The organism is Reyranella humidisoli (genome assembly GCF_019039055.1).
Classification (GTDB): Bacteria; Pseudomonadota; Alphaproteobacteria; order Reyranellales; family Reyranellaceae; genus Reyranella; species Reyranella humidisoli.
Genome location: NZ_JAHOPB010000002.1, coordinates 173536 through 187101, shown reverse-complemented (window position 1 = coordinate 187101; position 13566 = coordinate 173536). Strand labels below are relative to the sequence as shown.

Genomic DNA, 13566 nt, shown 5'->3' with positions numbered 1-13566 from the left:
GCGGGGCTACGCCGCGAGCTTGTAAAGCTCCGCTACGTTGTCGCGAAGTATGCGCTTGCGGAGATCGGGTGCGAGTTGGGCCGTCTGCTCGGCGAGGACGTCCTGACTCCAGGGCCAGGTGGAATCGCTGTGCGGGAAATCGTTGGCCCACATGAGCTGTTGCGGCGCCAGATGCTCGGCGAACTGGAACGCCGTCCAGTCGTCCTGGAACGTCAACGCGATGTTGTCCCTGAAATAGTCCGACGGCATCCGCGCAAGTTCCTTGCCCTTCATCCAATAGCGATGGCGCTTGTAGGCGTGGTCCATGCGGTACATGAAATGCGGCGCCCATCCTGCATCGGCTTCGACGCAGACAACTCTCAGAGCGGGGTGGCGCTCGAAGACGCCGCTGAAGACCAGCATGCCCATGATGTCCTGGCAGCCGCGGATGATCGACAGGAAGCCGTTTATCTTCGGCCCGCGCGGCTTGGAGAGCGAATTGTCGCCCGAGGTCGTGAGGATATGCCAGGAAAGAGGCATTTCGAGTGCGATGGCTGCCTCCCAGAACGGATCGTAGGCAGGATCGTCATAGTCCTTCTCGCCGGGATTGCCGGGCATCATCACGCCCCGGAATCCCATCGCCTTGATGCGCTCCAGATCGGCAATGCCTTCCGCCACGGTGCGCATGGCCGTTTGCCCCATGCCGACGAGACGATCGGGTGCGTGTGAGCAATATGCCTGGAGCCACCTGTTGTAGGCGTCGAAGCAGGCCTTCTTGTAGTCGAAGTCCGGATGATTGCAGATCAGCATGCCGACCGTGGGATAGATGATCTCGGCCGCGACGCCGTCCCTGTCCTGATCCTGCAACCGACTCGACGGATCCCAGCCGCTGCGGTGCAGATCCTCGAACTTCGCCCCGCCGATCCGGATGTCCTGGGGTGCCACGCCGGCGGCGGCGATCAGCCCCATCGGCACGGGCGTTTTCATCCCGTCGACGATGTAAATGTCGCCCATGCTGTCATGACGCACGACATGCGGGGCCCGCTCGCGGAACGCCGGCTCTATGTGATCGCGATAGCAGCCGGGCGGTTCGGTGATGTGCGAATCGGCCGAAATCGGGCGCCAGTCCATCCATTCCTCCTGCTTTTTGTTGCGAAATGGTAGGCAGAGGGCAGAAGGCACGGCAAGTCGTCGCACCGAATCAATTCCGGCCGGCGGCCGGCGGTTGAACCGCTCCCTGCCCTATGGCATACCCCCGGCCGCGCGCTGCCGTAGCTCAGTGGTAGAGCACCCCCTTGGTAAGGGGGAGGTCCACAGTTCAATCCTGTGCGGCAGCACCAGCGCTTCCTTGACGTCCAGGGAAAACCGGGCCTTTCTCGTTGGGTTGTCAAAAACGGTCCGAGATGGCGCAAAGCAATAAATTTGCATGGGTTGGTGCCGGCGCGGCCGCGGTCGCGGTGATCGCGCTGGCCATGACCTTCGGGCTGCCGGATCTGCCGGTGGGCAGTGCTCAGAACAAATCCTCGGAAGCGCATGGACCGCTGATTTCTCGCGGATACACCGATGCGCCCGCCGGGACTGCGATCATCGCCGGCGATCCGGTTGGCGGCGCCGTCCTCAGCGAATTGCGCATCAAGAACGGTCAGGCGGTCAAGCGCGACGAAATCATTGCCGTCCTCAACAACTATGCGATCGCCGACGTCGAGGTGCGCCGGATCGAATCGGAGATCGCCAAGGCCCGCCGGCAGCGCGAGACGATGGTCTCCGGATACCGGACGGCCGAGATTGCCCTGCAGGAAGTGTCGGTGAAGACCGCGGCCGAGGAGAGCCGGCTGAAGGATCTCGAACTGTCGAGGTCGAGCGTGCCGCCCGACCAGAAGCAGATCCAGTCGACTCTTTCCCAGCAGACGCTCGAGCGCGAGCAGGCCAAACTGAAGTTCCAGAAGGAAGTCCTCGCGGCCGATCTTGCGCAGACAGAGTCGAGCATCGCGATCCTCGAAACCAAGCTCGACGAAGCCAAGGTCGAGCGCGAGCTGGCACTCGTGCGCTCCCCGCTCGACGGCGTGGTGGTCGATATCTACACGCGGCAGGGCGAGCGGATCTCGGGCCGAGGCATCGTGAAAATCGTCGACCTCAACCAGATCCGGATCTTCGCCGACGTCGATGAACTTCATCTGCGGACCATCAAGCCTGGCGGCAAGGTCGAGTTCACCTTCCAGGGCAGCCGGACCGTCCATGTCGGCACGATCACGCGGACGCCGCTCACGGTGAAGCGCACCAAGCGGTCCGAGGCCGATTTCGGCGAATCCAACGCCCGCCTCGTCGAGGTCGAGATCAAGCCCGACGACCCGCAGAGCATTCCCCAGATGCTGGGCCGCGAAGCCCGCGTGATCTTCCAGTAGCGCCCGCGGGTCAGGCGGGAGCCGGGCTCCGGGGTTGGCGATATTCGTAGAACAGGACAGCCACGAGGACGGCGAGTCCGATCATGCGCGCGGCGACGAGCCCGCCGACCCAGTCGTCGATGACTCCCGGGAAGGTGAGCGCGATGCCGGCCAGACCGCAGACGATTCGCGTGCCGACGCCGAGGGGCCGCCACAGATGGCCCTGCGCCGCCACGGCGAGAGCCACGATGCCGCCCGCCGCACCCAGCGTCACCCAAAGGATCCAGCCCCAGCCCATGCCCTTGGGCGTCTCGAGCAACAGGCCGATGCCGATCGGATCGAGAACGAAGATGAACGGCACGAGGAAGGCCGGCAGCGCATACTTCCAGCTCTGCAGCGTGGTCACATAGGGATCGGCGCGCGTGATGGTCGCGGCCGCGAACGGGGCGAGCGCGGTCGGCGGCGAAACCTCCGACAGCACGGCGTAGTAGAAGATGAACATGTGCGCGGCGTAGTCCGGGATGCCGAGCTTGATCAGCGCCGGGGCCGCGATGACGGCGCACATGATGTAGGACGCGGTCACGGGCACGGCCAGACCGACCACCCAGACGATCAGCGCCGTGTACAGGGCGGTCCAGAAGACCGAACCGCCCGCCAGGTCGATGACGATCGACGAGAACTTCAGCGCGAGCCCCGTCTTGGTGATGACGCCGACAATGAGGCCGGCGCAGGCGCAGGTCGCGGCGACTCCGAGCGCCTGGATCGAGCCGTCGGCCAGCGCGCGGAAGAGCCGGTCCGGCCAGAGGGCCGTGTCTGCGCGCAGGTAGCTGACAAGGATCGCGAGCAGAATCGACCAGAACACGGCATAGGTCGCCGAGAAGCCCCACACCATCAGCACCACGACCGAGATCAGCGAGGTGAAGTGGAAGCCGTAGCGCGTCAGCAGCTGGTGCATCGTGAGATCGACCGTGGGATCGACGGCGCGCAGCCCATACTTACGCGAATCGATCTCGGTCATCATCAGCAGGCCGAAGTAGTAGAGGCAGGTGGGGATGAGCGCCATCCGCACGATGTCGAGGTACGACATCTTGAGATACTCGGCGATCAGGAAGGCCGCGGCGCCGAGCACCGGCGGCGACAGGATGGCGCCGAGGCCGCCGGCCGCCAGAAGGCCGCCGGCCGCCGACTTGCCGTAACCCGCCTGCTTCATGATCGGCCAGGCGACGGTACCGATGGTGACCGTGGTCGCCACGCCGGAACCCGACGGACCGCCCAGCAGGAAAGACGACAGCACCACCGCGCGGCCGGCCGCATTGGGCTGGCCCTTCATGGCGCGCAGCGAGAAATCGATGAAGAACCGGCCTGCGCCCGAGGCCTGCAGGATGGCGCCGAAGATCGTGAACAGGATAATCAGCGTCGCCGAAACGTCGATGGCGGATCCGAAGATGCCGTTCAGCGTCATGTATTCTTCGGCGATCAGGTCGGACAGCGGATAGCCCTTGTGCTTCCACGGCGACGGCAGGTAGTTGCCCCACATTGCGTAGGCCAGGAACGTCGCGGAGAGGATCGGCATGATCCAGCCCGTCGCGCGCCGCGTGGATTCCAGCACCAGCAGAATCAGGATGCCGCCGATGACGAGATCGGTCTGCGTCGGCGAGACGTAGCGATCGAGGAAATCGTCGGACGCGGCAAAGGACGTCCAGCTGCCGCCCGTCATCATGTACCAGATGACGACGACGACGAGGCCGGCCGCTGCGATGTCCCAGGGTGCCACCCGGTTGCGCCAGCTCTTCACCGCCGGGAACAGCAGGAAGACCAGCGACAGCGCATAGGCGACGTGGATCTCGCGCAGCGACTGCGTGTCGACCGTCGATGCCGCGGCGTAGAGGTGGAAGATGGTCATGGTGAAGGCGATGAAGGTGAGGACCTTGCCCCACCAGCCCACGAACTTGTGGATGCCGCCTTCTTCCTGCTCGACGAGCTCCTCGATCTTGCGCTTTTCCTCGTCGCTCAGCAGCTCGGCCTGGACCGTCATCTTTCCGCCCCCCAAATGGAACGGGGCCCTCCTATGGGAGGGCCCCGCCAGTCTTCCTGTCTTTACGACAGCTTGATGCCCTTCTCGGCGAAGTACTTCATCGCGCCGGGATGGAACGGGACCGACGAATTTGCGGCTTTCTGGTTTGCCGCCGTCATGTCGGTCGACGCCTTGTGCGTGGCGATCAGATCGGCATGGTTCTCCCACAGGGTCTTGGTGATCGTGTAGGCCTGGTCGTCGCTCATGGAAGCCGGCACGATCAGGATGTTCCAGATGGCGATCACCGGCACCGCCGCATCCTGGTTGGGATACGCCTTGGCCGGAATCTGGCTGGCCGCGAAGACCGGGCCGTACTTCTTGTTCAGGGCCGGCACCAGATCGGCCGTCGAGATCAGCTTGATCTTGACGCCCTGGGTGGCCGCCAGATCGGTGATCGCCGCGACCGGCGGGCCACCGTTGAAGAAGTAGCCGTCGAGCTTGCCGTCCTTCATGGCGTTCGTGCTCTCGGCCGGCGACAGGCGCTCACGCTTGATGTCGCTGAGCTTGAGGCCCAGTTCGTCGATGATGCGCAGCGCCATGACCTCGGAGCCGCTCACCGGCGCGCTGGTCGAAATGCGCTTGCCCTTGATGTCGGACAGCTTGTTGATGCCCGTGCCTTCCATGGTCACGAAATGCACCAGGTTCGGATAGACCACGGCCAGGGTGCGCGAATCGACCGGCTTGCCCACAAACTTGTCGAGGCCCTTGATGGCGTCATAAGCGGTATCGCACTGGGTCAGCGCCATCTGGGCCTTGCCGTCGCGAATCATGTGCATGTTGGCCACGGAACCGGCCGTGGCTTCGGCCGTGACGGCCCAGCCCGGCACCTTCTTGCTCAGGATGTTCGCCATAGCGCCACCCAGCGGATAGTACACGGCGCCGGTGGTTCCCGTGGCGATTGAGAACTGCGCCTGCGCAGCCGCGGGCAGCGCGCCGCCCACAATACCGAATGCGCCGGCGGCCGAGCCTGCGGCGAGAAATTGACGTCGATTCATGATTGAAGCTCCCATTCTAGTTCGTTTATTCCCCGATCTGGCGCGGAAGAAACCACGCCTGATGCAGCGAGGCAACACGCACAAAATGGCAGTTTCGGCGCCTCGACTCCGCGTGCCGGAACCGCCCACAATCCAGGCAGCAGCCGGGGCGCCGCAGTGCCGGCGAGCCCCCTTCACCTGTGCCCGTCTCAGTGTAAGCTTGACCCGTGATTCATAATCTCACCCTCGTTCACCTGCTCCTGGCGCTCGCGGCCGGAGGCTGCATTTACCTCTCCCTGCGGGAGGTGCGCCGACGATACCTTTCGACCTGGCGGCTTTTCGCGCCCGCCTTCCTGGCGCTCTTCGTGGGTGGCATCCTTTCCCTTCTCCAACTGGCCGATCACCAGCCTGCATGGATGTTCGGAACAGCCCTGGGGATCGGATTTGTGATCGGCGCGATCAGAGGCATGTTGATCGGCATCGAGCACGACATGTATCGCCCCCGCGTGAACCTCAGTCATGCGGCCAAACTTCTGCTGCTCTGGGTTGCCATCGCCGTCGGCGCGACGGTGGTCGTCGAATGTCTGGGCGCCTTCTTCGGTTTTCCGGAGTTCGATCTCTTCCGCTTCCTGGCAGCTCTGGCCGCCATGCTCTGTGCGGGCGCGATGCTCGGTCGGGCATTTCTACTGACGATCCGGCTCCACCGTGCCGACAGGGGCAGCGCCTGAAAAATCCCCCTGCCATCGGCGGGATCAGCGCTGGATCAGCCTGAAGGAAGCGAACAAGCGGCGGGGCGGCGGCGCGCCCCAGCGGCGCCGTTCCGCGCCCCTCTCAGGGGTGCGGACCCCAGGGGGCGGCATTCAGGAGCTTCACCTCCTGGCTTATGACCAGCGGCCGGAACTTCGCGGCAAAGCCGTCCATGAACGCCGGATCGGCGAAGACCGCGGCCCAATGCGCGCGGCGGGCAGCGTCATCGGGGAATTTCCACAAATGGACGATCTGGTTGATGGTCCCGGTGTCTCCCTGGAAATAGCCGACGAGGTTGCGCGCGTGACCGCCCTTCTCGAGGGCGGGAAAGCCGAACTCCTGGTAGAGCTTCACCGCCTCGGCCATCTTGCCGACATACAGCGTGTAGGTGCGAAGTTCGTATAGCGCCATGAGCCGATCCTTCCCTGTTGTGTTCGCCCATCCTATTCGACAGGCTTGAAGGATGGATGTCGAACTGAACCGTGATGCGAAACAAGTTGTTGGCGACTGGCTGGCCAGTCTCAACGAGGCCCTCCAGCGGCACGACGCGAATGCGATCGGCGCGCTCTTCCGTCCCGATGCCGATTGGCGCGACATCGTCGCGCTCACTCGCACGATCGAGACGATCAGCGATCGCGAACCGATCGTTCGACGCCTCGTCGACGCCGTGGCCGACAGCGGCGTACATGGCTTCGCCATCGACCCCGAACGCCATCCGCCGCGCGACGTGGAACGTGCGGGCGAGGCCTGCGTCGAGGCGATACTGACCTTCGGGACCAGGATCGGTACAGGCGCCGGCATCGTTCGGCTGAAGCGCAGCGACTGCCGCGCCGGAGAGGCCAAGGCCTGGACGCTGCTCACGTCCCTCGAGTCGCTGCACGGGCACGAGGAAGAGACCGTTGCAGAGAGCTCGGAGGAGCCGGCGTTCGAGCGCGACTTCCACGGCCCCAACTGGCTGGACCGCCGACGCGAATCCTCCCGCTATGCCGATCGCGATCCCGCGGTCCTGATCGTGGGCGGCGGCCATGCGGGCATCACGGCTGCGGCGCGTCTGAAGGCGCTGGGCGTCGAGGCGCTCGTCGTCGACCGGATGGCACGCATCGGCGACAACTGGCGCAAGCGCTACCACGGACTGAAGCTTCACAATCAGAAGCACTCAAACCACTTCCCCTACCTGCCCTTCCCGAAGACCTGGCCGAAATACATCCCCAAGGACAAGATCGCGAACTGGCTCGAATCCTATGTCGAGACCATGGAGATCGACTTCTGGACCGGCACCAGCTTCAAGGGGGCCACCTGGAACGCGGCCGAGAGGCGCTGGACAGCCGAGCTCGACATGGATGTGGCTGACGGGGTCCATCGCACGCTGCATCCACGACACATCATCATGGCCACCAGCGTGAGCGGCACGCCGAACATTCCCGAGATCCCCACGCTGGAGAACTTCAAGGGCACGGTCGTGCACTCGAGCAGATTCGGCAACGGCGCGGAGTGGAAGGGCCGGAATGTCTATGTCTTCGGCACCGGCACCAGCGCCCACGACATCGCCCAGGACCTTCACGGCAACGGCGCTCAGGTCACCATCGTGCAGCGGAGCCCGACGCTCATCGTCAACGTCGAGCCGGGAGCGCAACTCTACGACGGCATCTACTACGGGAAGGGACCGACACTCGAGGACCGCGACCTCATCAACGTCTCGGTGCCGCTGCGCGTCATGAAGAAGGCGCACAAGCTTCTGACCGACCAGGCCCGTGCGCATGACGCCCCCCTGCTCGAGGCGTTGGAGCGTGTCGGCTTTCGACTGGAATTCGGCGAGGACGGAACGGGCTGGCCGCTCAAGTATCGAGGGCGCGGCGGCGGCTATTATTTCAACGTCGGTGCGTCGGACCTGGTGGCAAAACGGGAGATAGGACTGATCCAGTACGCCGACATCGCTGCCTTCGGATCGGCCGGATTCACGATGAAGGACGGCACCGAGCGCCCGGCCGACCTGATCGTGCTGGCCACCGGCTACAAGGGCCAGGATCACCTGGTCGAACAGCTTTTCGGCCCGGATGTTGCGCGCAAGGTCGGTCCCGTCTGGGGATTCGACGAGCGTACCCAGGAGTTGCGAAACATGTGGGTGCCGACTGCGCAGGGCGGGCTTTGGTTCCAGGGCGGCTCGTTCGCCCAGTGCCGCATGTACTCGAAGTACCTCGCTCTCCAGATCAAGGCGGCGGAGGTCGGCCTGCCCTGAAGCGGCAGGACTGCCAAAAGGCTTCGGGTCCGGAACCCGGTCCGGGAGGTGCCGTTGCATCGGGTGAGCCGGTGCCTGAAGGGGCCGGCTTCCCCCCTCACCCCGGATTCAAGGAGCCGCCAATCATGCCGACCGCACAAGTGCGGATCAGTGCAGAGGAGCAACGACTTCTCAGGGCGCTTTCCGTCGGCCAAACAGTAAAGCTTCCGTCTACCCACCGGCTGCGCCTCGAGTTGCTGGGTCTTCTGCATGATGGCCCGCACGGTCCTCGCCTCACGCCGCTCGGGCGCCGTCACGCAGAAGCTGCCGTGACCGACGAGGAGCGCAAGGCCACCCGAACGGTCGAAACGGAAAGCCCGGTCAAGCGAGATCGGCTGGGGCGGCGAATGCCGCACGGGCGGGCATTGCCCTTCTGAAGGAGGATCCCATGCCGATCAGATCCACCGCCCGTCCGTCTGCGTTCGTTACGGAACCGACTGATAATGAATCGCGCGGCTACAGTCAGGATGTTCTCAAGGCCGACAAACAGGCTGCGCGTGGAAGTCACTGCAGTGTCCCGGCAAAGAAGGAAGTGAATGCCGTGACGTCTGTCTTCGAGCCGAGGAACTTCTTTCTGTCCGCGCTGTCGCCCGCCGAACTGGCGCGGCTGAGGCCGTATCTTACATTCCATCGGCTGCCCCAGGGTCTCGTGCTCCACGAGCCCGGACAGAGAATCGAGCATGTCCATTTCATCGACAGCGGCATGATCTCGCTGGTGGCCATGATGCAGGACGGCTCGGCCATCGAGACAGCAACACTCGGCCGCGAAGCGATCCTCGGGTCGCTGTCTTCTCTGGGGCACCACCGTGCCGGTACCCGCGCCATCGTCCAGATCGATGCGACGGCCTGGCGGATGCCGGTCACCGAATTCCGGACGGCCGCCGCCCAGAATGCGATGCTGCGCAAGGTCGCGCTGCTGAGCAGCGAGTTGACACTCGCTCAGATGCAGCAGACCGCTGCCTGCAACGCTCTTCATACGGCGGACCGGCGGCTGTGCCGATGGATCGTGCAGGTCCGGGATCGTCTCGACGACGATGTGATCCGTCTTACACACGATTTCCTGGCACAGATGCTGGCCGTGCGCCGGCCGACCGTGAGCCTGATCGCGTACGGTCTCCAGCAGGCGGGTCTCATCCGCTATCAGCGCGGGAAGATCAGCATCCTCGACCGCGAAGGTCTCGAGCAGCGCGCCTGCGAATGTGTCGGCGCTCTGCGCGAGAAGACCAGGCTCACAATCGCAGAGGTCGGATAGGGCCGGAGCAAAGTACCATCGCGACGACGCGGGCCGCCCGCAACGATTCAAGAGTGCTTCCGTTCGAAGCGCATGCCTCGACTTTCCACGATCGATCGACTGATGCGTGACCACGGCCTGAGGCGTGGGACGCCCGACCACCTGGTGTTTCAACGCCAGCGTCGGGGGAAAGGGTTTCGTTTCGTGGATGCGGCTGGGAAAGCCGTCACCGATGGCGCCACCCTTGCCCGCCTAAGATCGCTGGCCGTGCCGCCCGCCTACGCGAACGTCCGCTACGCCGCGGATCCCGGCCTTCATTTGCAGGCGGTGGGCGAGGATGCCGCTGGCCGGCTCCAGTATCGCTATCATCCGGCCTGGCAGCAGGTCCGCGAGGCGGTCAAGGCGCACAAGCTCCGGAACATCGCCAGGACCCTTCCGGTGATCTCGCGCGCGGTTCGCCGGTTTCTCCGCACGGCCGATCCCGCGGATCGCCAGGCTGCGACCGCTGCGGTGGTTTACCTGGTGTCCAGGACAGCGCTTCGGGCCGGCAGCGATTCCTATGCGCGAGAGAGGGGCACCCGCGGCGCGACGACCCTTCTGAAATCGAACATAGGCATCGACGGGATCGAGGTGCGCCTCCAGTTTCGCGGCAAGGGTGCCAAGAAGGTGACGCGTGCAGTCCGTGACAGGCTACTGGCCCGCACCTGCCAAGGCCTGCTCGCATTGCCGGGGCGGCGCCTGTTCCAGTATCGCGGCGCCGACGGTGCCGTACATCCGGTGCGTGCCGCCGACGTGAACGCATTCCTGCGCCAGGTGTCGGGCGCGCGCGTTTCGTTGAAGGATTTCCGGACGCTCGTGGCCTCCGCCGGAGTGATGAAGGCTCTATCCTCCGCGCCCCCGGCCGAGACGACTCGCGCGCGCAAGGCGTTGCTGCGCGACGCGATCGCCGCCGCAGCCGAAACACTCACCAACACACCGACCGTTTGCCGGAAGAGCTACGTGCACGGTTCGGTGATCGCAGCGTTCGAGCGGGGCACGTTGCCAATGCAAACCGGCGGAAGCCTCGAGGGCGCGGCCCAGGCACTCGCCCGGGTGGTCGGTCGCCATCGCTGAGCATGCCTAGAGAGGACCGCCGCCCCGGAAGAGGTTCTTGACGCGACGGATGGTGGCTTCGCGGTCCGCCGCCTGTCTGGCCCTCGTTTCGAGCCATCGCTGGCCCATCGGGAAGGCGAACTTGAGTGCGAGACCGTAGGCGACGGCGAAAGTGAATGAACTGCCGAGGATTTTCGGCATCGACACTTCAAGACCGCTCGCACAGATCGAATACACGAACGCCAGGGCCGTTCCCTGGCGCACCATCCAGGGAACGTCGAACGAAAAGAAGAAGCGGATGACGAGCGCGACCAGCAATCCGATGGCGAAGACACCGCCGAGCATCCCGGGAAAGCCAAAATCGACGTAGTTTTCGGCCATGTAGCCCACACTGATCGAAGTGCCGCCGCGCATGTTCTCCAGCACGTCGGCCTTGGTCAGGCGGATGAAGACTTCGGTGTCGGACAGGGCCGCCTTGTCGGGGAACAGGAAGCGCGGCTGGAAGACGTGTGAGACGGCATCGCCCCATTGCCGCACCTTGCCCTGCTCCGAACTCGCCAGGTCGACATTGATCACGAGGCCGGTGATCTCCACGTACGCGAGGCGCTCGAGCAAAGCCTTCGAGGCCGCTCCCCAGTCGATGTCTCCCACTCCGAGGATTCGCCCGACCATGTAGCCCGCGCGGTCTCCCAGCGACGACTGGAAGGCCTGCGATTCCGAACCGCCGGTGGCGATGTCGCGATACTCGACTTTGACCGATGTCCAGAACAGCGCGAGGAACACGAGGACGAAGGTCGCCAGCGCCGCGTAGCCCGTGGTGCGTGCCGTCCATCTGATCTGCGCGGCCAGCGCGGCGGTGCCGAGGAACACGAACACGCCGCGGAAGTCGCCCAGCAGGCCGGTCATGCCCGACAGGATCTCGATGCCGAGCACCGCAAACAGGAACGGCCACCCGCGCGACACCGACATGACCGACGTGAACAGAAGGAACGCCGCCATGATCTTGAAGCGGGCGATGGCATCGAAGAACTGGAACAGCGCGCCGCCGAACGTCAGGCCCGCGAACTGCGTGATGAGGTTCGAACCCAGATAGACCAGAAAGACGTCGACCGGACGCCAGTAGAGGTGGGCCGACCAGTTCTGTTCGGTCGGGGGCTTGATACCCCCGAGAACCAGCTTGCAGGCGAACGCCAGGGTCACCGTCGAGGCCAGCATGTACCAGTAGGCGTCGGCGACCCAGGGCCCGTAAATGCTGCTCGCCATGGGCTCACCGTCGACCAGGGCGAGGAAGGCGCGGGCGAACACCTGCAACCACTGGGACAGGAGATAGTAAGCGATGGCCGCGGGCATGGTGGGCGTTCCGACCAGGCGGAGGATCAGCCAGGGCGTGAAGGCCCCCACTCCCAGCGCCAGCGGGTCGGGGCAGGCCGGCGAGATGAAGACGAAGAACAGCCCGAAGCCGAACGACACCTTGCGCAGCATCGAATAGTCGAGCCGCGGGGCGATCCGGATCGGGGAAACGAGGGTCGAGGCCATGCGTGCGGGTGCTGCGTCTTCGGGTGCAGGATATCAAACTAGACGATTGATCGCATCGTGACAGCAGAAATGCGATTCCGCCGGCAGCATGCCCTTACAGCGGTCTGCCACACGCCGCCAGTGGCGATGCTGCACGGTTTGCCGCAGCCGCGCTGCGTCGGGCCTTCGTTGGGCTCGCCGGCAAAGAAAAAGGCGGCCCGTGAAGGCCGCCTCTTCCTTGTCTCGGATTATCCAGCTTACTGGATAACGATCTCGACGCGACGGTTCTGCGGCTCGCGGACGTTCGGGCCGGTCTGAACCAGCAGACCCTGCTCGCCACGGCCAACCACCGCGATCGCGGTCGCCGGCACGCCTTCGCGAACCAGGGCGTCCTTGACGGCGTTCGCACGGCGCAGCGACAGCGCCATGTTGTAGGCCGGCGCACCCGACGTGTCGGTGTGACCGGTCGCCGTGATGCGGGCGTTACCCTTGGTCTTGTACGCGCCAGCAGCCTGCTTGATCGTGTTCAGGGCCTGGGCCGACAGGTTCGAGCGATCCCAGTCGAAGAACACCATGAACGACGGCGGAGCGACCATCGGCGGCGGCGGCGGCGGGGCGGCCGGCGTCGAACCGAACTTGAGCTGCAGGCCCAGCATGATGCTGAAGTTGTTGTTCGTCCAACCCACGCCGTTCACGGTCGGGTTCGACGTGCCGTAGTAGCGGCCGTCCAGGTTCACGCGGAAGTTCGTGTCGGCGTTCCAGCCGAGACCGATGATGCCCTGATAGGCGAACACCGTGCTGCCCAGCGACGAGTTGCCGTCGACCAGACCCAGACCGGCGCCAGCGCCGATGTACGGGGTGATCACCGAACCCGGCATGAAGTCGTACAGCAGGTTCGCCATGATGCCGAGCTGGCCGACCTGGTTGTTCACGGCCGTGCCCGGGACGCCGACGTTCGTCGGGTTCCAGCGATAGATGCCTTCCAGCTCGACGCGCGGACCAACGAAGTCGTAGCCGATCACGCCACCGGCCATCCAGCCCAGCTGCGGGGTCACGCTAACCGTCGGGAACGCCGGGATGTTCGTGTTCGCCGTGAAGTTCGTCAGCCAGTTGATGCCGCCCTCGGCACCAATGTACAGACCCGGCTGCGGCGACTGCGCCTGCGCGGCCAGCGGCAGCGCGACGATGGCGGCGGCCGCCAGAAGAGCCTTCTTCATCAGATATCTCCTTACTTACACATCCCCACCGGCAAGACGGCAGGACAAGAAATTCGTTGTGATAACGAGGGGAATGTACCT

Annotated in this window: 12 protein-coding genes and 1 tRNA gene; 7 read left to right on the top strand and 6 right to left on the bottom strand. The window is 64.7% G+C overall.

What is annotated here, in order from left to right; genetic code table 11:
* Window positions 1–6: 6 nt before the first annotated feature.
* Window positions 7–1110 (bottom strand): amidohydrolase family protein, encoded by a 1104-nt coding sequence (locus KQ910_RS19225; RefSeq protein WP_216964300.1) that lies wholly within the window; start codon window positions 1108–1110, stop codon window positions 7–9.
* A 134-nt stretch (window positions 1111–1244) separates the two neighbouring features.
* On the opposite strand from KQ910_RS19225, the gene KQ910_RS19220 reads away from it, so the two are divergent.
* Window positions 1245–1319, top strand: a tRNA-Thr gene (locus KQ910_RS19220).
* Between the two features lie 63 nt (window positions 1320–1382).
* The gene (locus tag KQ910_RS19215) at window positions 1383–2381 is read left to right on the top strand and encodes an HlyD family secretion protein (protein WP_216964298.1); all 999 of its coding nucleotides are present in this window, start codon (window positions 1383–1385) and stop codon (window positions 2379–2381) included.
* 10 nt (window positions 2382–2391) lie between these two features.
* On the opposite strand, the gene KQ910_RS19210 is transcribed toward KQ910_RS19215, so the two are convergent.
* Both KQ910_RS19210 and KQ910_RS19205 read right to left on the bottom strand, forming a co-directional pair.
* The gene (locus tag KQ910_RS19210; RefSeq protein WP_216964296.1) at window positions 2392–4395 is read right to left on the bottom strand and encodes a TRAP transporter permease; all 2004 of its coding nucleotides are present in this window, start codon (window positions 4393–4395) and stop codon (window positions 2392–2394) included.
* Window positions 4396–4457: 62 nt separating this feature from the next.
* Window positions 4458–5429 carry a TAXI family TRAP transporter solute-binding subunit gene (locus KQ910_RS19205; RefSeq protein WP_216964294.1) on the bottom strand — a complete coding sequence of 324 codons (972 nt, stop codon included), beginning with the start codon at window positions 5427–5429 and terminating at the stop codon, window positions 4458–4460.
* A gap of 344 nt (window positions 5430–5773) precedes the next feature.
* Between KQ910_RS19205 and KQ910_RS19200 the strand changes: the two genes are divergently transcribed.
* On the top strand, window positions 5774–6136 hold the full coding sequence (locus tag KQ910_RS19200; protein WP_216964292.1) for a hypothetical protein: 363 nt from the start codon (window positions 5774–5776) through the stop codon (window positions 6134–6136).
* 103 nt (window positions 6137–6239) lie between these two features.
* Here the strand turns inward: KQ910_RS19200 and KQ910_RS19195 are convergent, their stop codons facing one another.
* On the bottom strand, window positions 6240–6566 hold the full coding sequence (locus tag KQ910_RS19195; protein ID WP_216964290.1) for an NIPSNAP family protein: 327 nt from the start codon (window positions 6564–6566) through the stop codon (window positions 6240–6242).
* Window positions 6567–6618: 52 nt separating this feature from the next.
* Here KQ910_RS19195 and KQ910_RS19190 point away from each other — a divergent pair, with 52 nt between their 5' ends.
* From KQ910_RS19190 to KQ910_RS19175, 4 genes are all read left to right on the top strand, one after another.
* Window positions 6619–8391: a flavin-containing monooxygenase gene (locus KQ910_RS19190; RefSeq protein WP_216964288.1), complete on the top strand. Its 1773-nt coding sequence runs from the start codon at window positions 6619–6621 to the stop codon at window positions 8389–8391.
* Between the two features lie 125 nt (window positions 8392–8516).
* Complete coding sequence (locus KQ910_RS19185) at window positions 8517–8807, top strand: hypothetical protein (RefSeq protein WP_216964286.1); 291 nt, start codon at window positions 8517–8519, stop codon at window positions 8805–8807.
* Between the two features lie 11 nt (window positions 8808–8818).
* Window positions 8819–9682, top strand: coding sequence for a Crp/Fnr family transcriptional regulator (locus tag KQ910_RS19180; RefSeq protein WP_216964284.1), 864 nt, complete (start codon window positions 8819–8821; stop codon window positions 9680–9682).
* A 102-nt stretch (window positions 9683–9784) separates the two neighbouring features.
* Complete coding sequence (locus tag KQ910_RS19175; RefSeq protein WP_216964283.1) at window positions 9785–10774, top strand: DNA topoisomerase IB; 990 nt, start codon at window positions 9785–9787, stop codon at window positions 10772–10774.
* 6 nt (window positions 10775–10780) lie between these two features.
* Here the strand turns inward: KQ910_RS19175 and KQ910_RS19170 are convergent, their stop codons facing one another.
* Complete coding sequence (locus KQ910_RS19170) at window positions 10781–12289, bottom strand: hypothetical protein (RefSeq protein ID WP_216964282.1); 1509 nt, start codon at window positions 12287–12289, stop codon at window positions 10781–10783.
* Window positions 12290–12525: 236 nt separating this feature from the next.
* Window positions 12526–13485 carry an OmpA family protein gene (locus tag KQ910_RS19165; protein ID WP_216964281.1) on the bottom strand — a complete coding sequence of 320 codons (960 nt, stop codon included), beginning with the start codon at window positions 13483–13485 and terminating at the stop codon, window positions 12526–12528.
* Window positions 13486–13566: the final 81 nt, after the last annotated feature.